The following is a 22050-nucleotide window of genomic DNA, read 5'->3' as shown; positions in this document are numbered from 1 at the left end:
AGCAGAGCAGGGTGCGCAGCGAGCCGAAGCCGAACACGGCCCACGCGCGCACCCGGGCGGCAAGCAGGTCGCCGCCAGACGTAAAAGACACAGGAATATTTAGCGAGAGCGTTATGCCCAAGCGGACAGACATCAAGAGCATTCTTATCATCGGCGCGGGTCCGATCATCATCGGCCAGGCCTGCGAGTTCGACTACTCGGGCGCACAGGCTTGCAAGGCGCTGCGTGAAGAAGGCTACAAGGTCATCCTCGTCAACAGCAATCCGGCGACGATCATGACCGACCCGAACACGGCCGACGTGACCTACATCGAGCCGATCACGTGGGAAGTGGTGGAGCGCATCATCGAGAAGGAGCGCCCGGACGCGATCCTGCCGACGATGGGCGGCCAGACCGCGCTGAACTGCGCGCTCGACCTGCACCACCACGGCGTGCTGACGAAGTACAACGTCGAGTTGATCGGCGCATCGCCGGAAGCGATCGACAAGGCCGAAGACCGCCAGAAGTTCAAGGACGCGATGACCAAGATCGGTCTCGGTTCGGCGAAGTCGGGCGTCGCGCACTCGATGGAAGAAGCGCTCAAGGTGCAAGTCGAGATCGCCGAAGCCACCGGCACGGGCGGCTACCCGGTCGTGATCCGTCCGTCGTTCACGCTGGGCGGCTCGGGCGGCGGCATCGCGTACAACCGCGAAGAATTCGAAGAGATCTGCAAGCGCGGTCTCGATCTGTCGCCTACGCGCGAACTGCTGATCGAAGAGTCGCTGCTTGGCTGGAAGGAATACGAGATGGAAGTGGTCCGCGACAAGGCGGATAACTGCATCATCGTGTGCTCGATCGAAAACCTGGACCCGATGGGCATCCACACGGGCGACTCGATCACGGTCGCGCCGGCGCAAACGCTCACCGACAAGGAATACCAGATCCTGCGCGACGCCTCGCTGGCGGTGCTGCGCGAAATCGGCGTGGACACGGGCGGTTCGAACGTGCAGTTCTCGATCGACCCGCGCACGGGCCGCATGATCGTGATCGAAATGAACCCGCGCGTGTCGCGCTCGTCGGCGCTGGCGTCGAAGGCCACGGGCTTCCCGATCGCCAAGGTCGCGGCCAAGCTGGCCGTCGGTTACACGCTGGACGAACTGAAGAACGAAATCACGGGCGGTCAGACGCCGGCTTCGTTCGAGCCGACCATCGACTACGTCGTCACGAAGATCCCGCGTTTCGCGTTCGAGAAGTTCCGCGAAGCCGACCCGCGCCTCACCACGCAGATGAAGTCGGTCGGCGAAGTGATGGCCATCGGCCGCACGTTCCAGGAGTCGTTCCAGAAGGCGCTGCGCGGTCTGGAAGTCGGCGTGGACGGTCTGGACGAAAAGACCACGAGCCGCGACGAGATCATCCGCGAGATCGGCGAAGCCGGTCCGGACCGTATCTGGTACGTGGGCGACGCGTTCCGCGTGGGCATGACGCGCGAAGAGATTTTCGAGGAAACCGCAATCGACCCGTGGTTCCTCGCGCAAATCGAAGAAATCATCAAGAAGGAAGAGGCGGCCCGCGGCCGCACGCTCGAAAGCCTCTCGAAGGACGAGCTGCGCTTCCTGAAGCAAAGCGGCTTCTCGGATCGCCGTCTCGCCAGGCTGCTCGGCGCGAATGCCGCCGACGTGCGCCGCCGCCGTATCGAGCTGAACGTGCGCCCGGTCTACAAGCGCGTGGACACCTGCGCGGCCGAGTTCGCCACGAAGACCGCCTACATGTACTCGACCTATGAGGACGAGTGCGAGGCCAACCCGACGAACAACAAGAAGATCATGGTGCTGGGCGGCGGCCCGAACCGGATCGGCCAGGGTATCGAGTTCGACTACTGCTGCGTGCACGCCGCGCTCGCGATGCGCGAAGACGGCTACGAAACGATCATGGTCAACTGCAACCCGGAAACGGTTTCGACCGACTACGACACGTCCGACCGTCTGTACTTCGAGTCGCTCACGCTCGAAGACGTGCTCGAAATCGTCGACCTCGAAAAGCCGGTTGGCGTGATCGTGCAGTACGGCGGCCAGACGCCGCTGAAGCTCGCGCTCGACCTCGAGGCGAATGGCGTGCCCATCGTCGGCACGTCGCCCGACATGATCGACGCCGCTGAAGACCGCGAGCGTTTCCAGAAGCTGCTGCAAGACCTCGGTCTGCGCCAGCCGCCTAACCGCACTGCACGCGCAGAAGACGAAGCGCTCAAGCTCGCCGACGAAATCGGTTACCCGCTCGTCGTGCGTCCGTCGTACGTGCTGGGAGGCCGCGCCATGGAAATCGTCCACGAGCCGCGCGACCTCGAACGCTACATGCGCGAGGCTGTGAAGGTGTCGAACGATTCGCCGGTGCTGCTCGACCGCTTCCTGAACGACGCGATCGAATGCGACGTCGACTGCATCTCCGACGGCACGGACGTGTTCATCGGCGGCGTGATGGAGCACATCGAGCAGGCTGGCGTGCACTCGGGCGACTCGGCGTGCTCGCTGCCGCCGTACTCGCTCTCGCAGGAAACGGTTGCCGAACTCAAGCGCCAGACCGGCGCGATGGCCAAGGCCCTGAACGTGGTCGGCCTGATGAACGTGCAGTTCGCGATCCAGCAGGTGCCGCAGGATGACGGTTCGAAGAAGGACATCATCTACGTGCTGGAAGTGAACCCGCGCGCGTCGCGCACCGTGCCGTACGTTTCGAAGGCGACCAGCCTGCCGCTCGCGAAGATCGCGGCGCGCGCGATGGTCGGCCAGAAGCTGGCGCAGCAGGGCGTGACGAAGGAAGTCGTGCCGCCGTACTTCAGCGTGAAGGAAGCGGTGTTCCCGTTCGTGAAGTTCCCGGCCGTCGACCCGGTGCTTGGACCTGAAATGCGTTCCACGGGCGAAGTGATGGGCGTGGGCAAGACCTTCGGTGAAGCGCTTTTCAAGTCGCAGCTGGCCGCGGGTTCGCGCTTGCCGGAATCGGGCACGGTCTTCATCACCGTGATGGATGCGGACAAGCCGAAGGCCGTCGAAGTCGCGCGCATGCTGCACGAACTCGGCTACGGCCTCGTCGCGACGCGCGGCACGGCTGCCGCCATCGAGGCGGCCGGCGTGCCGGTGAAGGTCGTGAACAAGGTGAAGGACGGCCGTCCGCACATCGTCGACATGATCAAGAATGGCGAGATTTCGCTCGTGTTCACGACCGTCGACGAAACGCGTGCCGCGATCGCCGATTCGCGCTCGATTCGCATGAGCGCGCAGGCCAACAAGGTCACGTACTACACGACGATGTCGGGTGCGCGTGCCGCCGTCGAGGGTCTGCGCTATCTGAAGAACCTGGAAGTCTATGATTTACAAGGCCTCCACGCTCGCCTAAACTAAGGCTTCAATTGTCTGTCTAACGTCCAACGAGGCAGGCTAATAAAGCTGAATGTGCCGCGGTTAAGCGGCGTCCCAACAGGGTTTTCAGGCTGCGCCAGACCGCGCAGCCGCCCTCGTGGGATGCACTTAACCGCGGAATTTTTTTTATGGCCGCAACGCGGCGCGCATCGCGCGCGTGGCGCGGCCTTCTTGAGGCCCTGATGGCCCGTACGAGTTGTTTATGAGCACGATTCCCCTGACCAGGCGCGGCGCAGATCAATTGCGCGGAGAGTTGCAGCACCTGAAATCCGTCGAGCGTCCGGCGGTCATCAATTCGATCGCGGAAGCGCGCGCGCAAGGCGATCTGTCGGAAAACGCGGAATACGACGCCGCGAAGGAAAAGCAGGGCTTCATCGAAGGCCGCATCGCCGAGATCGAGTCGAAGCTGGCGGCCGCGCAGATCATCGATCCGGCCACGCTCGAAGCGGACGGCCGGATCGTGTTCGGCTCGACTATCGATCTCGAAGACCTCGAGTCGGGCAAGACGGTGACCTACCAGATCGTCGGCGACGACGAAGCCGATCTCGAGCACGGGCTCATTTCGGTCAGCTCGCCGATCGCGCGCGCGCTGATCGGCAAGTCCGAAGGCGATGTCGCTGAAGTGCAAGCGCCCAGCGGCGTGCGCGAGTACGAGGTCATCGAGGTTCGCTACGTCTGAGGGGCGCGCTGCCGTGAGTACGACAGGTTACGCAAGTTCCGCGACCCCGGTTTCGCTCGTTCCGCACCGGCTCTTCGGGTGGCTGGCCATGCTGTGGGTCGGCAGCCAGTTGACCATCGGCTATATGGTCGCGCCGGTGCTGTTCGCGTCGCTCGACAGGGTGGTGGCGGGCGGAATCGCCGCCCAGCTGTTTCGTCTCGAAGGCATTGTCGGCGTGGTGTGCGGCGTGCTGCTGCTCGGGCTTTCCAACCTGCTCACGCGGCGTGGCGCGGCAGGCTATCGCCGCCTGCGCTGGGTGCTGGCGATCATGCTGCTGTGCGTGCTGATCGGCTATTTCGCGCTGCAACCGTTCATGAATGCGCTGCGCGTGCAGGCCATGAGCGCGGGCATGGATGTCGCCAGTTCGCCGTATGCAAGCCGCTTTGGATTGCTGCACGGCGTGTCCAGCCTTTTCTATCTGGTGCAGAGCCTGCTTGGCGCATGGCTCGTCTGGCTGTTGCCTTCGGCGCGTGCCGCCGGTCTGGTGCAGCGTGCGGAGTCCGCGCCACGCTGACAGCGCGCCGGCCAAAAAAAGCGCGGCTCGGTGGCCGCGCTTCCTTGTTACTTGGCGTTCTGGTGCGTGCGCTTGGAGCTGGTCTGACGCTTCTTCGCGCGCTTGATGTTGCCGCCTTGCGTGACGCGCTCGTTGCCCTTGACGGTGACCTTCTGCGATTTGGGCTTGCGCATGGGATTGTCGCTCGCCTTGACGACCTTCACGACGCGCGGCGACGCACCGCGCTTGCCGGCTTCACGGGCGCTTGGCACGTCGGCAGCGGGGCGCGACACGGTGCCGCGTGCGCCGGCTCGGGCGGTGGAGGTTTTCGCCTTGGCTTCTTCGGGCTTCCAGAGCACGAGCAACTTGCCGATGTGCTGGATGGGCGCGGCGTTCAGGCGGTCGCAGATCTCTTCGTAGATCGCGATGCGCTCTTCGCGCTCGTCGCCAAACACGCGCACCTTGATAAGCTGGTGAGCGTCAAGGTGAACCTTGATTTCCTTGAGGACGGCGTCGGTCAATCCCTCGGCGCCGATGAGCACGACCGGTTTGAGCGCGTGAGCCTGGGAGCGCAGCTCGGAGCGCTGTTCGGCGGAAAGAGAGAGGGCGGGCATGGGAAGTGGCAGACTCGACTAAAATGACGGCGCCGCGCGGGTCGACAGGCATGAACCAGGCCTGGGCAGACGTGAACGCGGTCCGCAGGTAGCGGGCCGCCAGCGGGCAAAGCGCGTCGGAACAACGGAAAACCGTGGAGAACGGCAGGGCGCGGGCACTTACGCCGCCGGAGAAACACACATCCGGTCTGGCGAGCCGCGACGGCCGCACGAATTAAACGCGTATTATCCGCTAAAAGCGCGGAATCACGCAGCAAGAGTTCATCTTTAATGGCAAAAAATCGCTTCAACCACTCGTGGCTGCACGACCACATCAACGACCCTTACGTGAAAATGGCGCAGCGGGAGGGTTACCGCGCCCGCGCCGCGTACAAGCTCAAGGAAATCGACGAGCAGGACAAGCTGATCCGTCCCGGCATGGTGATCGTGGACCTCGGCGCCGCGCCCGGCAGCTGGAGCCAGTACGCGCGCAACAAGCTCGCGCAGAGCACGAAACGCGACGACCAGCGCCAGGGCGGCATCGACGGCACGATCATCGCGCTCGATATCCTGCCGATGGAGCCGATCTCCGACGTGCAGTTCCTGCAAGGCGACTTCCGCGAGGACGACGTGCTCGCGCAACTGGAAGAATTGGTGGGCGGCCGCCCGGTCGATCTTGTAATTTCAGATATGGCGCCCAATCTCTCGGGGGTCGCGTTGGCTGACGCGGCGCGCATCGAGCACGTGTGCGATCTCGCGCTCGAGTTCTCGGAGAATCATCTGAAACCCGATGGGGCCCTTTTAGTCAAATGCTTCCACGGCAGTGGTTACAGCCAGATCGTCGAGAAGTTCAAGCAACAGTTCAAGGTCGTGGCCGCGCGAAAACCGAAAGCTTCGCGCGACAAATCGGCTGAAACGTTTATATTGGGTAAACATCTGAAGCGTTCCCGCTAATTGGGGCATGATTAATGCTCCAAGGTGCGGGCTGACGGTCAAGCAGATGCAAAAGGGCGCAAAACGCGGTCCGGACAAGGCGCTGAGGCTATTCCTGCGGTAGCGAAACGTTATGGCAGGGGTCCTTGTACTGGATTAGAATGCTTTGATGGTGCAGCAAGGCAAATGTAGGCGCCCGTCTATGAGTGAAGGAGTGGTGCTTTGAACAACAACATGTTTTCGAAGGCAGCGGTGTGGCTGGTTATCGCACTGGTGCTGTTTACCGTGTTCAAGCAGTTCGACAAGCCCCGTGTCCAGGAAGGCGTTTCCTATTCGCAGTTCATGGACGACGCGAAGAACGGCAAGGTCAAGACTGTCGTGGTGCAGGGGCGCAACCTCACGGTCACTCCGGCTGATGGCCAGAAATACCAGATCGTCTCCCCGGGCGACATCTGGATGGTCGGCGACCTGATGAAATACGGCGTGCAGGTGAGCGGCAAGGCTGACGAAGAGCCGAACGCGCTGGTTTCCGCGCTGTACTACCTCGGGCCAACCATCCTGATCATCGTGTTCTGGTTCTACATGATGAGGCAGATGCAGGGGGGCGGCAAAGGCGGGGCGTTCTCGTTCGGTAAATCGCGCGCGCGCCTGATCGACGAGAACAACAACGCCGTCAACTTCTCCGACGTCGCGGGCTGCGACGAAGCCAAGGAAGAAGTGTCGGAACTCGTCGACTTCCTGCGCGATCCGCAAAAATTCCAGAAGCTGGGCGGGCGCATCCCGCGCGGCGTGCTGCTGGTCGGCCCTCCGGGTACCGGTAAGACGCTGCTGGCGCGTGCCATTGCCGGCGAAGCGAAGGTGCCGTTCTTCAGCATTTCGGGTTCGGATTTCGTGGAAATGTTCGTCGGCGTGGGCGCGGCCCGCGTGCGCGACATGTTCGAACAGGCGAAGAAGCATGCGCCGTGTATCGTGTTCATCGACGAAATCGACGCGGTCGGCCGTCATCGCGGCGCCGGCATGGGCGGCGGTAACGACGAACGCGAACAAACGTTGAACCAGATGCTGGTCGAGATGGACGGCTTCGAGGCGAACTCGGGCGTTATCGTGATCGCGGCAACCAACCGTTCCGACGTGCTCGACAAGGCGCTGCTGCGTCCGGGCCGTTTCGACCGCCAGGTCTACGTGGGCCTGCCGGACATTCGCGGCCGCGAGCAGATCATGAAGGTGCACCTGCGCAAGGTGCCGATCGCCAACGACGTGGATGCAGCGGTCATCGCGCGCGGCACGCCGGGCTTCTCGGGCGCCGATCTCGCGAACCTCGTGAACGAAGCCGCGCTGTTCGCGGCGCGCCGCGGCAAGCGTATCGTCGAGATGCAGGACTTCGAAGACGCGAAGGACAAGATCTTCATGGGGCCGGAGCGCAAGTCGGCGGTCATCCGTGAAGAGGCGAAGCGCGCCACGGCTTACCACGAGTCCGGCCACGCCGTGATCGCGAAGCTGTTGCCGAAGGCCGATCCGGTGCACAAGGTCACGATCATTCCGCGCGGTCGCGCGCTGGGCGTCACGTGGCAGTTGCCCGAGCATGACAACGAAACGTATTCGAAGGACTATCTGCTGGATCGTCTGGCCATTCTGTTCGGTGGCCGCGTGGCGGAAGAGTTGTTCATGAACCTGATCAGCACGGGTGCCTCGGACGACTTCAACAAGGCGACGCAAACCGCACGCGCCATGGTCACGCGCTTTGGCATGACCGACGCGCTCGGACCGATGGTCTACGCCGACGACGACAACGACGGCGGCGCATTCGGCAAGGGCTTCACGCGCGTGATTTCGGAAGCGACGCAGCAGAAGGTCGACGCGGAAATCCGCCGCGTGCTCGACGAGCAGTACAACCTCGCCAAGCGCCTGCTCGATGAGAACCGCGACAAGGTCGAAGCCATGACCGCCGCGCTCATGGAGTGGGAAACGATCGACGCCGATCAGATCAACGACATCATGGCCGGCCGTCCGCCGCGCTCGCCGAAGAGCACGCCGTCCGCGGGCGACGCGCCTTCATCGGGCGGGAGCACGGGCACTGAGGTCAAGCCCGGTAGCGCCACCGCACCGGCGTGATCCGAATCGAGTAAAGTTGCGGGCCGGTGTGAAGTTCACATCGGCCCGTTTTGCATTTCTGGCGCGCGGCTGGCCGCCGGATGGCCGGTCCGCCGCAGCGCCGCATCTCGTTACACATCTGACGTTTCTTGACGTGCCCAATATCACTTCGCAGGGTAATCTCCCACCTGAACCGCTTGCGTGCGGCCGTTTCACGCTGACGTTCGAGCGTCCGCTCGTCATGGGCATCCTCAACGCCACACCCGATTCGTTTTCCGACGGCGGCAGCTACCTCGCGTTCGGCGACGCGCTGCGCCGCGCCGAGCAGATGATGCTCGACGGCGTGGACATCATCGACATCGGCGGCGAATCGACACGGCCGGGCGCGCCGCCCGTGCCGCTCGACGAAGAACTCGAACGCGTGATTCCGCTCATCGAGAAGCTCAAGGGCGCGAACGTGCCGCTTTCGATCGACACGTACAAGCCCGAAGTCATGCGCGCGGCGCTCGCCGCGGGCGCGGATCTGATCAACGACATCTGGGGCTTCCGGATGCCTGGCGCGATCGAGGCCGTGCGCGGCAGCGATTGCGGTCTGTGTGTGATGCACATGCTCGGCGAGCCGCAAACGATGCAGGTGGGCGAACCCGACTACGTGGACGTTGTGCGCGAGGTGCGCGAGTTTCTCGCGCAGCGGTGTGCGGAACTCGAAGCGGCGGGTGTGGCGAAGCGTCGCATCAGCGTGGATCCGGGCTTCGGCTTCGGCAAGTCGGTGGTCGAGCACAACTACGCGCTGCTCGCGCATCTGCCTGAAACCGCGCCGGCCGTGGCGCCCGGTGTCGCGCCGTATCCGATCCTTGCCGGCATGTCGCGCAAGTCGATGCTCGGCGCACTGGTGAACCGGCCCGCGCCCGAGCGCGTCGCCGCGAGTGTGGCGGCGGCGGTGTGCGCGGCGCAGCGGGGCGCGGCGATCATCCGCGTGCACGATGTCGCGCCTACCGTGGACGCACTGAAGGTCTGGGGCGCGATGCGCGACGCCATGACCGGCGGCGCGACGGCGCCGCGCGCCTGAGCCACGCAGCGCGGGCCAGGCCAAAGACAGGACAAAGGCAGCACCAAACCGAGGGATAGAGAGATGGGACGTCGTTATTTCGGAACTGATGGGGTGCGCGGCAAGGTCGGCGAGGCGCCGATTACGCCCGATTTCGTGTTGCGGCTGGGCTATGCCGCGGGCAAGGTGCTCGCGGGCTCGGCAGCGGCCTCGGGCCCCCGGCCGTCGGTGCTGATCGGCAAGGACACGCGTATTTCGGGCTACATGCTTGAGGCCTCGCTGGAAGCGGGACTGTCGGCGGCAGGCATCGACGTGATGCTGGCCGGGCCGATGACGACGCCCGGCATCGCCTACCTCACGCGCGCGCTGCGGCTCGCCGCGGGCGTCGTGATCAGCGCGTCGCACAACCCGTACTACGACAACGGCATCAAGTTCTTCTCCGCCGACGGCAACAAGCTGCCCGACGAGGTGGAGACGCAGATCGAGGAGCAACTCGAGCAGCCGCTCGCGTGCGCGCCGTCCGAGCAGCTTGGGCGCGCGCGCCGCCTGCACGACGCGGGCGGGCGCTACATCGAGTTCTGCAAGAGCACGTTTCCGCAGGCGTTCAACCTGCGCGGCCTGAAGCTCGTGATCGACTGCGCCAACGGCGCGGGCTACGACATCGCGCCGCACGTGTTCCACGAACTGGGCGCCGACGTCATTCCGATCGGCGTGTCGCCCAACGGCTTCAACATCAACGACGGCGTGGGCGCGACCGCGCCGGACGCACTCGTGCGCGCGGTGCGCGCGAATCACGCCGATCTCGGCATCGCGCTCGACGGCGACGCCGACCGCCTCCAGGTCGTGGACGCACATGGCCGCCTCTACAACGGCGACGAGTTGCTCTACGTGCTCGTGAAGGACCGCATCGCGACCGACGGCAAGGTGGAAGGGGCAGTCGGCACGCTCATGACCAATCTCGCGGTCGAGCAGGCGCTTGAGGGCCTCGGCGTGCAGTTCGTGCGCGCGAACGTGGGCGACCGCTACGTGCTGGAGCAATTGCGCGAGCGCGGCTGGCAGCTCGGCGCTGAAGGTTCGGGCCACATTCTCTCGCTCGATCGTCACACGACCGGCGACGGCATCGTCTCGGCGCTGCTCGTGCTCGCGGCGATGAAGCGCAGCGGGCAGACGCTCGGCGCTTTGCTCGACGGCGTGCAGCTATTCCCGCAGAAGCTCATCAACGTGCGCATCGCGCAGGGCGCCGACTGGAAGGGCAACGCCGCGATCCAGCAGTCGATCGCATCCGCCGAGGCGGAGCTCAAGGGGCGTGGCCGCGTGCTGATCCGCGCCTCGGGTACGGAGCCTGTCCTGCGCGTGATGGTCGAGGCGCGCGAAGAGCGCGACGCCGTTCACTACGCCGAAGCGATCGCCGGGGTGGTCAAGCGCTCGATCGCATGACGACCCGCGTGATGACCCGCCGGGTCACCACGCTCGAAACAAACCGATGCGCACGACGCCGCGACCCGGCGTCGTGCGCATCTTTTTTTGCGTTTTTTTCGTCATCGCGACGGAATCAGGCAAACGTTTAAAACATCGCGTAGCGGTTTCCAAACCGCTGTCGAGGGTTTCCTCGAATCTTTCCGCGTCGGACCCCTCAGAGGCCGCCAAAACCGCGCCAGATGGCCTTTGCGCCTGCGCAGGGCCTTGCAGGCGAGGCCGCCGCCGCGCGCCGCATCCCTCCCGATGCGCATATCCACGTGCCTTTCAGGCAGTAATCGCAGTGTCACGTTGGCTTCATGAATCGTCACGGTACTGTCACAAAGAGCCCCTAAGCTTCGCGGTGTCGTTCATCCGCTCACACACCTGGAGGTCTCATGAAATTGATGCAAACCGCGCTCGCTGGCGTTGCTGGCGCGCTCTTCGCGATCGCAGCCCACGCTGCTGACATCACTGGCGCGGGCAGCACCTTCGCAGCACCGATCTACACGAAATGGGCAGACGCCTATCAGAAGTCGGGTGGCGGCAAGGTCAACTACCAGGGCATCGGCTCGTCGGGCGGCATCAAGCAGATTCAAGCCAAGACCGTCGACTTCGCAGGTTCGGACGCTCCCCTGAAGGACGACGATCTGGCCAAGGAAGGTCTGTTCCAGTTCCCGACGGTGGTCGGCGGCGTTGTGCCGGCGATCAACGTGCCGGGCGTCAAGGCCGGCGAAATCACGCTGTCGGGCCCGGTGCTCGGCGACATCTACCTCGGCAAGATCAAGAAGTGGAATGATCCGGCCATCGTCGCACTGAACCCGAAGGTCAAGCTGCCTGACCTCGACATCGCCGTGGTTCGCCGCGCCGACGGTTCGGGCACCAGCTTCATCTGGACGAACTACCTCTCGAAGGTCAACCCCGAGTGGAAGACCAAGGTCGGCGAAGGCACGACCGTGGCATGGCCGACGGGCACGGGCGGCAAGGGCAACGACGGCGTCGCAGCCTTCGTGCAGCGTCTGCCGGGCGCAATCGGCTACGTCGAGTGGGCCTACGCCAAGCAAAATCACATGGTCTACACTGCCATGAAGAACGAGTCGGGCGCGGTTGTTCAGCCGGATACCGAAACGTTCAAGGCAGCGGCCGCCGGCGCGGACTGGAAGAAGTCGTTCTACCAGATCCTCACGAACGAGCCGGGCAAGGACGCATGGCCGGTCGTCGGCGCGACCTTCGTGCTGCTGCACACGGCACAGGACAAGCCGGACCAGGGCAAGGAAACGCTCAAGTTCTTCGACTGGGCCTTCAAGAATGGCACGCCGGCTGCTGACAGCCTCGACTACATCTCGCTGCCGCAATCGGTCGTGAGCGAAATCAAGGCGCAGTGGAAGGAGAAGGTCAAGGACGCGAGCGGCAAGCCGATCGCCGAATAAGCCAGCGCTCAGGCAACGGTGAACAGGGCCGCCGCGTGACGCGCGCGGCCCTCTCGCTTGTAGCTCGCCTGAAACTGTGCTGCTCAGATGTGCCGCCCGCTCTACGGCTTAACGGCCGGAAAGCGGGCGATCTGTAGTCCCACTGCTGCCTTAACGTCGTGAGCCCCGTGCTCGCGGCAACTGGAACCCAGGTCACCATGTCCGACGTCCCGCTCGTGTCGAACCCGCCCGGCAATGCCGCGCAGCAAAAAGCGCCCAGCCCGGCAGGGGACATCATTTTTGGCGGCCTCGCGCGCCTCGCCGCCATCATCACGTTGCTGCTGCTCGGCGGCATCATCGTGTCGCTGCTCGTCGCCTCGTTGCCGACGATCCAGAAGTTCGGTTTCGCATTCCTCTGGACTGCTGACTGGGATCCCCCCAGCGAGCAGTTCGGCGCGCTCGTGCCCATTTACGGCACGATCGCCACGTCGCTCATTGCGCTCATCATCGCCGTGCCTGTGAGCTTCGGCATCGCACTCTTTCTCACCGAGCTGTCACCCGCGTGGTTGCGCCGGCCGCTCGGCATCGCCATCGAACTGCTCGCCGCGATTCCGTCGATCGTCTACGGCATGTGGGGTCTGCTCGTGTTCGCGCCGATCTTCGCGCAGTGGTTCGAAAAGCCGCTCGGCTCGCTGCTCGGCGGCATGCCGATCATCGGCGCGCTGTTCCAGGGTGCGCCCATCGGCATCGGCATGCTGTGCGCCGGCGTGATTCTCGCCATCATGATCATTCCGTACATCGCCTCCGTCATGCGCGACGTGTTCGAAGTCACGCCCGTGCTGCTCAAGGAGTCGGCCTACGGCATCGGCTGCACCACGTGGGAAGTGATGTGGAAGATCGTGCTGCCGTTCACCAAGACCGGCGTGATCGGCGGCGTGATGCTCGGCCTTGGCCGCGCGCTCGGTGAAACGATGGCCGTCACGTTCGTGATCGGCAATACGAACCTGCTCGACAACGTGTCGCTCTTTTCGCCCGGCAACAGCATCACCTCGGCGCTCGCCAACGAGTTCGCCGAAGCGAGCCCCGGCCTGCACACGGCCGCGCTGATGGAACTGGGCCTGATCCTCTTCGTGATCACGTTCATCGTGCTGTCGATCTCGAAGCTCATGTTGCTGCGCCTTGAAAAAGCGGAGGGTGCGCGATGAGCGAGCCGATGATGAAAATTCCGGGGGCGATTTACGGCCCCGAACTGGATCGCATGCGCGACAAGCTGCAACGCCGTCGCCGTTTGACCAACGCGATCGCGCTCACGCTTTCGCTCGCGGCGATGGGGTTCGGCCTGCTGTGGCTCGTGTGGATTCTCTACACGACGATTTCGCTCGGCATCGGCGGCCTGACGATCGATCTGTTCACGCAGTCCACGCCGCCGCCGAACACCGATGGCGGCGGGCTGGCCAACGCCATTGTCGGCAGCTTGCTGCTCGTTGTGATCGCAACCTTCGTCGGCACGCCGATCGGTGTTCTCGCGGGCATCTATCTCGCTGAGTATGGCCAGAAGGGGTGGCTCGCGAGCGTCACGCGCTTCATCAACGACATTCTGCTGTCGGCGCCGTCGATCGTCGTGGGTCTGTTCGTCTACGCGCTCGTCGTGGCGAAGATGGGCCACTTCAGCGGCTGGGCCGGCGCGATCGCGCTGGCGCTGTTGCAGATTCCGATCGTGATCCGCACGACCGAGAACATGCTCAAGCTCGTGCCGAACAATCTGCGTGAAGCAGCCTTCGCGCTCGGCACGCCGAAGTGGAAGATGGTGCTGTCGATCACGCTGAAGGCGTCGATCGCGGGCATCGTGACGGGCGTGCTGCTCGCCATCGCCCGTATTGCCGGCGAAACCGCGCCACTGCTCTTCACCGCGCTGTCCAACCAGTTCTTCAGCGCGAACATGAATCAACCGATCGCGAACCTGCCGGTCACGATCTTCAAGTTTGCGATGAGCCCGTTTGCGCAATGGCAGTCGCTTGCGTGGGCCGGTGTTTTCCTGATCACGCTGGGTGTGCTGGGTCTGAATATCCTTGCACGCACGGTCTTTTCGAATAAGTAAGGGCGGAGTTCCCGATGAACATGGCAGAGAGTCACCTCAACACCGCTGCGCACGGCAATGCGCCCTCCGCTGGGTTTCAGCCTGCGGACCCCGCCCAGAACGCGCGCCCGCAGGCGCTCGGCAAGCCGAAGATCGAAGTGAATGATCTGAACTTCTTCTACGGCAAGTATCACGCGCTGAAGAACATCAACTTGCAGATTCCCGATGGCAAGGTGACCGCGTTCATCGGCCCGTCGGGCTGCGGCAAGTCCACGCTGCTGCGCACCTTCAACAAGATGTATGCGCTTTACCCGGAGCAGCGCGCCGAGGGCGAGATCCTCATGGACGGCGAGAACCTGCTCACCACGAAGCGCGACATTTCGCTGCTGCGTGCGCGCATCGGCATGGTGTTCCAGAAGCCGACCCCGTTCCCGATGTCGATTTACGACAACATCGCGTTCGGCGTGAAGATGTTCGAAACGCTCTCGCGTCCGGAAATGGACGACCGCGTGGAATGGGCGCTCACCAAGGCGGCGCTCTGGAACGAAGTGAAGGACAAGCTCGGCCAGAGCGGCTACGGCCTCTCGGGCGGCCAGCAGCAGCGTCTGTGTATCGCGCGCGGCATCGCGATCCGTCCCGAAGTGCTGCTGCTCGACGAGCCGTGCTCGGCGCTCGACCCCATTTCGACGGGCCGCATCGAAGAGCTGATCGCGGAACTCAAGAGCGACTACACGGTGGTGATCGTCACCCATAACATGCAACAGGCCGCGCGCTGCTCGGACTACACTGCGTACATGTATCTCGGCGAGCTGATCGAGTTCGGCGACACCGAGAAGATCTTCATCAAGCCGGTCCGCAAGGAAACGGAAGACTACATCACCGGCCGTTTCGGCTGACCGCAGCAGGGAGGAAAACATGTCCGACAAACACCTGTCCAGCCAGTTCGACGCCGATTTGAACCTCATTTCGTCGAAGGTGCTCGAAATGGGCGGCCTCGTCGAATCGCAGATCATCACGGCGATGCAGGCATTGAACGAGTTCGACGGCGAAGCCGCCGAGCGCGTGATCGTCGCCGAAGACCGCCTCAACACGATGGAAGTCGAGATCGACGAGGAGTGCAGCAACATCATCGCGCGCCGCCAGCCGGCCGCGCGCGACCTGCGCCTCGTGCTCGCCATTTCGAAGACCATCACGAACCTCGAGCGCGCCGGCGACGAAGCCGAAAAGATCGCCAAGCGCACCAAGCGCCTGATGGAAGACGGCGCCTCGCGCACCGTCAACATCGCCGAGATCAAGGTTTCGGGCGAGATGGCCGTGTCGATCCTGCGCCGTGCGCTCGACGCGTTCGCGCGCCTCGATACCGTGGCTGCCGCGCAGATCGTGCGCGACGACAAGGCGATCGACGAGGAATTCCGCGCCTTCGTGCGCAAGCTCGTGAGCTACATGATGGAAGATCCGCGCACGATCTCCGTGGGCCTCGACTATCTGTTCATCGCCAAGGCGATCGAGCGGATCGGCGACCACGCGAAGAACATCGCGGAGTTCATCATCTACATCGTGAAGGGTACGGACGTGCGCCACAAGTCGCGCGACGCGCTCGAACGCGAAGCACTCAGCTAATAAATAACTCAACAGGTAACAAGGTCAAGAGGTGCCGATGCCTAGCAGCATTCTCGTCATCGAAGACGAGCCCGCCATTTCCGAGCTGATTTCGGTGAACTTGCAGCACGCAGGTCATTGCCCGATCCGCGCCTACAACGCGGAGCAGGCGCAAAACCTGATCAGCGACGTGCTGCCCGATCTCATCCTGCTCGACTGGATGTTGCCGGGCAAGTCGGGCGTCACGTTCGCGCGCGACCTGCGCAACAACGAGCGCACGAAGCATATTCCGATCATCATGCTGACCGCGCGCGGCGACGAGCAGGACAAGGTGCTTGGCCTCGAGATTGGCGCCGACGACTACGTGACGAAGCCGTTCTCGCCCAAGGAACTGATGGCGCGCATCAAGGCGGTCCTGCGCCGCCGCGCGCCGCAGCTCACCGAGGACGTCGTGGCGATCAACGGCCTGAAGCTCGATCCGGCCACGCACCGCGTAGCGGCCGCCGCCGAAGGCTCGGAGATCAAGCTCGACCTCGGCCCGACTGAGTTTCGCCTGCTGCACTTCTTCATGACGCACCCCGAACGCGTGCACAGCCGCACGCAGTTGCTCGACCAGGTGTGGGGCGATCACGTGTTCGTGGAAGAGCGCACCGTGGACGTGCATATCAAGCGTCTGCGCGCCGCGCTCAAGCCGGCGGGGTGCGATGCTATGATCGAAACGGTGCGCGGCAGCGGCTACCGTCTCGCGAAGAGCGCCTGAGCGCAGGTTTCACGGTAGCGCCGCAGGGTGATTGACCGGGCGGCGCCGCTGCTTCGCCGTCGCCGTTATTCGCGTGATGGCAACACGATGTTGCGTGCCCGCATCCGACTGTACTTTTCTTCGATCGCTGGAACATGAACATCATCTGGGCGCGCTCCCTCGTATCGATCGTGCTGCTCGCGCTCGTCTGCGCCGGTATTGGCGCGGTCCTCGGCGTCAAGGTCGCGCTGGGCGTGGCCGTGTTCGCGCTGCTCGCGCAAATGCTTTTCAGCACCTTCCACAAGCAGCGCCTCTGGCGTTTGCTCGACGCGCCGGTCTACGGCGAAGTGCCGAGCGCTCCCGGCGTCTGGGGCGAAATCTATTACCGTCTGCACAAGCTCGCCAAGCGCTGGCACGCCCAGGTGCGCCAGGTCGAGCAGCAGCACTCCCGTTTCATCCAGGCGATCCAGGCGTCGCCCAACGGCGTCGCGATGCTCGACGACCATGACCAGATCGAGTGGTGCAACGCGATCTCCGAGATTCATTTCGGTCTCGACGCGAAGCGCGACCTGCGCCAGCACATCACGCATCTCGTGCGTCAGCCCGACTTCGTGCGCTACCTCAATTCGCACGATTACCAGGAAATGCTCATCATGCGCGGCATGGGGGCGAAGCGTCAGAACGTGCTCTCGGTGCAGGTGTTTCCGTACGGCGAGAATCGCAAGCTCGTGCTTTCGCAGGACATCACCGAACTGGAGCGCACCGACGCCATGCGGCGCGACTTCGTGGCCAACGTCTCGCATGAACTGAAAACGCCGATCACGGTGCTTTCGGGGTTCCTCGAAACGATGCGCGAGTTGCCGCTTTCCGAGGCCGAGCGCATCCGCTACCTGGAGCTGATGGAGCAGCAGGCTTCGCGCATGCGCCACATCGTCACGGACCTGCTCGTGCTCGCCAAGCTCGAAGGCGAGGGGCGCCAGCCCGGCGACCAGATGGTCGACATGCGCGCGGTGCTCGGGCACGTGCGCGAGGACGCCGAAAGCCTTTCGGGCGGCCATCACCGCGTCACGACCGACTTCGACGACGGGCTGAGCGTGACGGGTTCCGAAACCGAGATCATGAGCGCGCTCGGCAACCTCGCGACCAATGCGGTGCGCTACACGCCGGACGGCGGCACGGTGCACCTGTCCTGGCGCGTGGAGCATGGTAATGCGGTGTTCGCGGTGACCGACTCGGGCCTGGGCATTCCGGCCGCCGACATCCCGCGTCTGACCGAGCGTTTTTACCGCGTGGATCGCAGCCGCTCGCGCGACACGGGCGGCACGGGCCTCGGCCTCGCGATCGTGAAGCACGTATTGCAGCGCCACGACGCGGCGCTCGAAGTGAAGAGCGAGGAAGGGCGGGGCAGCACGTTCACGGTGCGCTTTCCCGTCGCCCGCACGACGAGAAGGCAGCCGGCGCCGGTGTGAGCGTTCGGCGCAGCCAATAAAAAAAGCCGCTTCGTATGAAGCGGCTTTTTTGTGTCCGGCGTTTTCGGGCCTGTTTCCAGGCCCGTTTTTACGTCATCACGGGCAGAACTTCGCCAGCAGACTCAACTGCGCATTGCGCACGGCCTTGCCCGCGCGGCGGCGGCGATAGTGGCCGTCGCTCTGCATGAGCCATGCCGCCTGGTTGTCGCCGAGGAAGGTCGAAAGCCCTTCGGCGATCACGCGGCGCTTGAGGCGGCGGTCGTGAATCGGGAACGCCACTTCGACGCGGCGGAACAGGTTGCGGTCCATCCAGTCGGCGCTCGACAGATAGACGTCTTCCTTGCCGCCCGCATAGAAGTAGTAGATGCGATGATGTTCGAGGAAACGCCCGACGATCGAGCGCACCGTGATGTTCTCGGAGAGCCCCGGCACGCCCGGTTGCAGCGAGCACACGCCGCGAATGATGAGGTCGATCTTTACACCCGCCTGCGACGCTTCGTACAACTCATCGATCACTGTCGGTTCGAGCAGCGCGTTCATCTTCGCGACGATGCGCGCCTTCTTGCCCGCGCGCGCGGCCTCGGCCTCGGCGCGGATCGACTCGACGAGCTTGGGGTGCAGCGTGAAAGGCGACTGCCACAGATCGTGCAACTGCAACTCGCCGCCGATGCCCGTCAACTGCTGGAACACGTGGTGGACGTCCTCGCACATCTTCGGCTCCGAGGTCATGAGGCCGAAGTCGGTGTAGAGGCGCGCCGTGCGAGGATGGTAGTTGCCGGTGCCCAGGTGCACGTAGCGGCGCAGCACCATGCGGCCGTTCACGGGCACGCGGCGCACGATCAGCATCATCTTGGCGTGGCACTTGTGGCCCACCACGCCGTACACCACGTGCGCGCCCACGGCTTCGAGCTGCGAGGCCCAGTTGATGTTGGTCTCTTCGTCGAAGCGCGCGAGCAGCTCCACGACCACCGTGACTTCCTTGCCGTTGCGCGCGGCCTGCATGAGCGCGTCCATGAGCGGCGAGTCGGTGCCGGTGCGGTAGATCGTCTGCTTGATCGCCACCACGTTCGGATCGTTCGCGGCCTGCAACAGCAGTTCGAGCACGGGCTGGAAGCTCTCGTACGGATGATGCAGGAGCACGTCGTCCTGATCGATCACGTCGAACATGTTGCTGTTCGCGGCGATGCGCCGCGGAATGGCGGGCACATGTGGCACGAACTTGAGGTCGGGGCGATCGACCATCTCGGGCAACTGCATGAGACGCACGAGATTCACGGGGCCATCGACGAAATAGCAGTCCTTTTCATTGAGGCCGCTTTCGTCGAGCAGGCGCCGCACCAGATGCGCGGGCGTTTCCGCCGACACTTCGAGGCGCACCGCGTTGCCCAGGTGGCGCGCGGGCAGTTCGCCCTGGAGCGCCACGCGCAGGTTGGTGATTTCGTCTTCGTCGACGAAGAGTTCGCTGTTGCGCGTGATGCGGAACTGATTGCAACTGCGCACCACGAGGCTCGGGAACAACTCGCCCACGAAACGCTGGAGCAGCGAGCCGAGCAGCACGAAACCGTGCTGGAAGCCCGACAATTCCTGCGGCATGCGCACGAGGCGGGGCAGCGCGCGCGGCGCCTGTACGATGCCCATGACGGCCTGGCGCCCGAACGCGTCCTTGCCTTCGAGTTCGACCACGAAGTTCAGGCTCTTGTTGAGCACGCGCGGGAACGGGTGCGCGGGGTCGAGCCCGATGGGCGTGAGCACGGGCAGCAGTTCGTCGAGGAAGTAGTTGCGCGCCCAGGCGGTCTGCGCTTCGTTCCAGGCATCGGTGCCGTGGAAGTAGATGCCTTCCTGTTCGAGCGCGGGCAGCACGGTGTCGTGCAGCATGCGGTACTGACGATGCACGAGACGCTGCGCGCGCTCGACCACGAGGTCGTACACGTGTTGCAGCGACATGCCGTCGGGAGAGAGCGCACCGGGGTTGTCGCGCATCTGCTCCTGAAGGCCGGCCATGCGGACTTCGAAGAATTCGTCGAGGTTGCTGCTGGTGATGCAGATGAAGCGCAGGCGCTCCAGCAAAGGAACAGCGGGATCGGACGCCTGTGCTAGCACGCGCTCATTGAATCCCAGAATGCCCAGTTCGCGATTAAGTAAGGGATAGCGGATGGACATTGGTAGTGAAAACGGAATGTCAGGGAATGATTCGAACGGACGCTCGGAAATTCTCACAGTAATATGACTTTATTGTGACATTCGGTGTGTCATAAATTTTACGCTGCATTTTCACGAAATCGACAAGTCGCGTTGCGAACATGCACGCTGGGTAAAAGTACCCATGGTCATGGCGAATGCGAGGAGCGACATCGTGAAGTCGGCTACGCTTAAAATGACGCATTTGGACAGTGCGGCTGCGGCGCAGCAAGCCCGTATGGCCGCACGGTCGTCTTTGTATGCACGCATGGAGCCTGCCCCCTCGATGGTCACCAATCCCCAACTGCTTGCCGCCGTCGATCTCGGTTCGAACAGTTTTCGTCTGATCGTAGGCCGCGTCGAAGAAACCGACGCCGGCAGCCAGATCTACCCGGTGGATGCGCTGCGCGAACCGGTGCGGCTCGCGGCCGGCCTCTCGAAAGACAAGTTGCTCGATCGCGCCTCGCAGGTGCGCGGCTGGGACGCGCTCAAGCGCTTCGGCGAGCGGCTGCGCGATTTCCACCCCGACCACGTGCGGGCGGTCGCGACCAATACGCTGCGCGTGGCCAAGAACGCGCGCGAATTCCTCACCGAGGCCGAAGCCGCGCTCGGCTTTCCGATCGAAGTGATCGCGGGCCGCGAAGAAGCGCGCCTCATTTACGCGGGCGCCGCGCACTCGGTGCCGGCGAGCGCCGGCAAGCGCTTCGTGGTGGACATCGGCGGCGGCTCGACCGAGTTCATCATCGGCGCGCACTACACGCCGATCCGCATGGAAAGCCTTTATATCGGCTGCGTGAGCCATAGCCGGCAGTTCTTCCCCTCGGGCAACGTCGACGAGTACACCATGCGTCAGGCCGAACTCGCGGCCACGCGCGAAATCCAGATCATTTCGTCCGACTACCGCAAGACCGGCTGGGACCAGGCGATCGGCTCCTCCGGCACGGCGCGCGCGCTCGCCGAACTCGTGGAGGCGAACGGCTTCAACGATACGGGCGTGACGCACGGCATTTCGCGCGGCGGCCTCGAGCGCCTCAAGCGCGCACTCATCAAGGCGGAGAACGTGAACCGCCTGAAGCTCGTCGCGCTCAAGCCCGACCGCGTGCCGGTGCTGGCGGGCGGCCTCTCGATCATGATCGCGGTGTTCGACGAGCTCGGCATTGACTACGTGGACACCACCGACGGCGCGCTGCGCCTGGGCGTGCTCTACGACCTGCTGGGCCGCTCGCAGCACGAAGACATGCGTACGGTCACGGTGGAAGGTTTCATGCGCCGTTACGGCGTGGATCGCGCGCAGGCGGGCCGTATCGGCGAGCTGGCGGTGAAGTTCTACGACCAGTTCGAGGAGCCAGACGAGGAGCGCCGCGAAGAAAACCGCATGTTCCTCGCGTGGGCGGCCTCGCTGCACGAGATCGGGCTCTCGATCTCGCACAGCGCGTACCACAAGCATTCGGCCTACATCGCCAGCAACGCCGACATGCCCGGCTTCTCGCGCACCGACCAGGCGCGCCTCGCCGCGCTGGTGCTCGGCCACGTGGGCAAGCTCGGCAAGCTCTCGCAAACGCGCGACGTGGAATGGCCGCTGCTGTTCTGCCTGCGCCTCGCCGCGCTGCTGTGCCGCCGGCGTGCCGACGTGGGCCTGCCGCACATCACGGTGGAGCAGGAGGGCAATGGTTATGAGGTGCTGCTGCCGAACGCCTGGGTCCAGAACAATCCGCTGACCGATTACAACCTGGTCCAGGAAGCGGCGGAGTGGGGCAAGGTCGGCATTCCGTATCGCGTGGTTTATACGGAAGAGTAAGCGCGGCGGGGCGCGCCATGCGTGCCCCGCCAGGAAAGAAAGCCCGGCTCGACCTGTGCGGTTC

17 protein-coding genes are annotated in these 22050 nt (G+C 64.0%); 15 read left to right on the top strand and 2 right to left on the bottom strand.

Going from position 1 to position 22050, the window contains the following annotated elements; genetic code table 11:
• The first annotated feature begins 113 nt into the window (after positions 1-113).
• The 3 genes from carB to C7401_RS09945 all read left to right on the top strand — a co-directional run bounded on the left by carB (position 114) and on the right by C7401_RS09945 (position 4618).
• A complete protein-coding gene (gene carB / locus C7401_RS09955) occupies positions 114-3368 on the top strand; it encodes a carbamoyl-phosphate synthase large subunit (RefSeq protein ID WP_112171223.1) in 3255 nt (1084 codons plus the stop codon).
• Between the two features lie 220 nt (positions 3369-3588).
• Positions 3589-4065, top strand: a complete 477-nt coding sequence (greA, locus tag C7401_RS09950) for a transcription elongation factor GreA (RefSeq protein WP_112171222.1) — start codon at positions 3589-3591, stop codon at positions 4063-4065.
• An 88-nt stretch (positions 4066-4153) separates the two neighbouring features.
• The gene (locus C7401_RS09945; RefSeq protein WP_244314859.1) at positions 4154-4618 is read left to right on the top strand and encodes a DUF4149 domain-containing protein; all 465 of its coding nucleotides are present in this window, start codon (positions 4154-4156) and stop codon (positions 4616-4618) included.
• Between the two features lie 47 nt (positions 4619-4665).
• On the opposite strand, the gene C7401_RS09940 is transcribed toward C7401_RS09945, so the two are convergent.
• A complete protein-coding gene (locus C7401_RS09940; RefSeq protein WP_112171220.1) occupies positions 4666-5211 on the bottom strand; it encodes a YhbY family RNA-binding protein in 546 nt (181 codons plus the stop codon).
• Between the two features lie 270 nt (positions 5212-5481).
• Here C7401_RS09940 and C7401_RS09935 point away from each other — a divergent pair, with 270 nt between their 5' ends.
• The 11 genes from C7401_RS09935 (at position 5482) to phoR (ending at position 18010) form a co-directional block, all read left to right on the top strand.
• Positions 5482-6144, top strand: a complete 663-nt coding sequence (locus C7401_RS09935; RefSeq protein WP_112171219.1) for an RlmE family RNA methyltransferase — start codon at positions 5482-5484, stop codon at positions 6142-6144.
• Between the two features lie 201 nt (positions 6145-6345).
• A complete protein-coding gene (gene ftsH, locus C7401_RS09930) occupies positions 6346-8235 on the top strand; it encodes an ATP-dependent zinc metalloprotease FtsH (RefSeq protein ID WP_112171218.1) in 1890 nt (629 codons plus the stop codon).
• Between the two features lie 220 nt (positions 8236-8455).
• The gene (gene folP, locus C7401_RS09925; RefSeq protein WP_112171463.1) at positions 8456-9283 is read left to right on the top strand and encodes a dihydropteroate synthase; all 828 of its coding nucleotides are present in this window, start codon (positions 8456-8458) and stop codon (positions 9281-9283) included.
• A 63-nt stretch (positions 9284-9346) separates the two neighbouring features.
• Positions 9347-10699 (top strand): phosphoglucosamine mutase, encoded by a 1353-nt coding sequence (gene glmM, locus C7401_RS09920; protein ID WP_112171217.1) that lies wholly within the window; start codon positions 9347-9349, stop codon positions 10697-10699.
• A 416-nt stretch (positions 10700-11115) separates the two neighbouring features.
• Complete coding sequence (gene pstS / locus C7401_RS09915; protein ID WP_112171216.1) at positions 11116-12147, top strand: phosphate ABC transporter substrate-binding protein PstS; 1032 nt, start codon at positions 11116-11118, stop codon at positions 12145-12147.
• A 197-nt stretch (positions 12148-12344) separates the two neighbouring features.
• A complete protein-coding gene (gene pstC / locus C7401_RS09910) occupies positions 12345-13331 on the top strand; it encodes a phosphate ABC transporter permease PstC (protein WP_112171215.1) in 987 nt (328 codons plus the stop codon).
• On the top strand, positions 13328-14224 hold the full coding sequence (gene pstA / locus C7401_RS09905) for a phosphate ABC transporter permease PstA (RefSeq protein WP_112171214.1): 897 nt from the start codon (positions 13328-13330) through the stop codon (positions 14222-14224). The genes pstC and pstA overlap by 4 nt, the downstream gene beginning before the upstream one ends.
• A gap of 14 nt (positions 14225-14238) precedes the next feature.
• Positions 14239-15099: a phosphate ABC transporter ATP-binding protein PstB gene (gene pstB / locus C7401_RS09900; protein ID WP_112171213.1), complete on the top strand. Its 861-nt coding sequence runs from the start codon at positions 14239-14241 to the stop codon at positions 15097-15099.
• A gap of 19 nt (positions 15100-15118) precedes the next feature.
• Entirely contained in the window at positions 15119-15823 is a 705-nt protein-coding gene (phoU, locus tag C7401_RS09895) for a phosphate signaling complex protein PhoU (protein WP_112171212.1), read from the top strand.
• Between the two features lie 37 nt (positions 15824-15860).
• Positions 15861-16562, top strand: a complete 702-nt coding sequence (gene phoB / locus C7401_RS09890; RefSeq protein WP_112171211.1) for a phosphate regulon transcriptional regulator PhoB — start codon at positions 15861-15863, stop codon at positions 16560-16562.
• A gap of 134 nt (positions 16563-16696) precedes the next feature.
• Positions 16697-18010 carry a phosphate regulon sensor histidine kinase PhoR gene (phoR, locus tag C7401_RS09885; protein ID WP_112171210.1) on the top strand — a complete coding sequence of 438 codons (1314 nt, stop codon included), beginning with the start codon at positions 16697-16699 and terminating at the stop codon, positions 18008-18010.
• A gap of 96 nt (positions 18011-18106) precedes the next feature.
• Here phoR and ppk1 read toward each other — a convergent pair whose 3' ends face one another.
• A complete protein-coding gene (gene ppk1 / locus C7401_RS09880; protein ID WP_112171209.1) occupies positions 18107-20170 on the bottom strand; it encodes a polyphosphate kinase 1 in 2064 nt (687 codons plus the stop codon).
• A gap of 214 nt (positions 20171-20384) precedes the next feature.
• Between ppk1 and ppx the strand changes: the two genes are divergently transcribed.
• Positions 20385-21986, top strand: coding sequence for an exopolyphosphatase (gene ppx / locus C7401_RS09875; protein ID WP_372460443.1), 1602 nt, complete (start codon positions 20385-20387; stop codon positions 21984-21986).
• The last annotated feature ends 64 nt before the right edge of the window (positions 21987-22050 follow it).

Source organism: Paraburkholderia unamae, from assembly GCF_003268775.1.
Taxonomy (GTDB): Bacteria; Pseudomonadota; Gammaproteobacteria; order Burkholderiales; family Burkholderiaceae; genus Paraburkholderia; species Paraburkholderia unamae.
The sequence above is the reverse complement of the archived record's forward strand: the minus strand, read 5'-3'. Positions and strand labels throughout refer to the sequence as shown.

What these genes read in the sequence shown, in the direction of transcription:
- ppx (WP_372460443.1), top strand. Translation starts at nt 20,385, where the DNA reads ATGACGCATTTGGACAGTGCGGCTGCGGCGCAGCAAGCCCGTATGGCC.
- ppk1 (WP_112171209.1), bottom strand. Translation starts at nt 20,170, where the DNA reads ATGTCCATCCGCTATCCCTTACTTAATCGCGAACTGGGCATTCTGGGA.
- phoU (WP_112171212.1), top strand. Translation starts at nt 15,119, where the DNA reads ATGTCCGACAAACACCTGTCCAGCCAGTTCGACGCCGATTTGAACCTC.
- C7401_RS09935 (WP_112171219.1), top strand. Translation starts at nt 5,482, where the DNA reads ATGGCAAAAAATCGCTTCAACCACTCGTGGCTGCACGACCACATCAAC.
- pstB (WP_112171213.1), top strand. Translation starts at nt 14,239, where the DNA reads ATGAACATGGCAGAGAGTCACCTCAACACCGCTGCGCACGGCAATGCG.
- pstS (WP_112171216.1), top strand. Translation starts at nt 11,116, where the DNA reads ATGAAATTGATGCAAACCGCGCTCGCTGGCGTTGCTGGCGCGCTCTTC.
- pstA (WP_112171214.1), top strand. Translation starts at nt 13,328, where the DNA reads ATGAGCGAGCCGATGATGAAAATTCCGGGGGCGATTTACGGCCCCGAA.
- C7401_RS09940 (WP_112171220.1), bottom strand. Translation starts at nt 5,211, where the DNA reads ATGCCCGCCCTCTCTCTTTCCGCCGAACAGCGCTCCGAGCTGCGCTCC.
- carB (WP_112171223.1), top strand. Translation starts at nt 114, where the DNA reads ATGCCCAAGCGGACAGACATCAAGAGCATTCTTATCATCGGCGCGGGT.
- phoR (WP_112171210.1), top strand. Translation starts at nt 16,697, where the DNA reads ATGAACATCATCTGGGCGCGCTCCCTCGTATCGATCGTGCTGCTCGCG.
- phoB (WP_112171211.1), top strand. Translation starts at nt 15,861, where the DNA reads ATGCCTAGCAGCATTCTCGTCATCGAAGACGAGCCCGCCATTTCCGAG.
- glmM (WP_112171217.1), top strand. Translation starts at nt 9,347, where the DNA reads ATGGGACGTCGTTATTTCGGAACTGATGGGGTGCGCGGCAAGGTCGGC.
- greA (WP_112171222.1), top strand. Translation starts at nt 3,589, where the DNA reads ATGAGCACGATTCCCCTGACCAGGCGCGGCGCAGATCAATTGCGCGGA.
- folP (WP_112171463.1), top strand. Translation starts at nt 8,456, where the DNA reads ATGGGCATCCTCAACGCCACACCCGATTCGTTTTCCGACGGCGGCAGC.
- C7401_RS09945 (WP_244314859.1), top strand. Translation starts at nt 4,154, where the DNA reads ATGCTGTGGGTCGGCAGCCAGTTGACCATCGGCTATATGGTCGCGCCG.
- pstC (WP_112171215.1), top strand. Translation starts at nt 12,345, where the DNA reads ATGTCCGACGTCCCGCTCGTGTCGAACCCGCCCGGCAATGCCGCGCAG.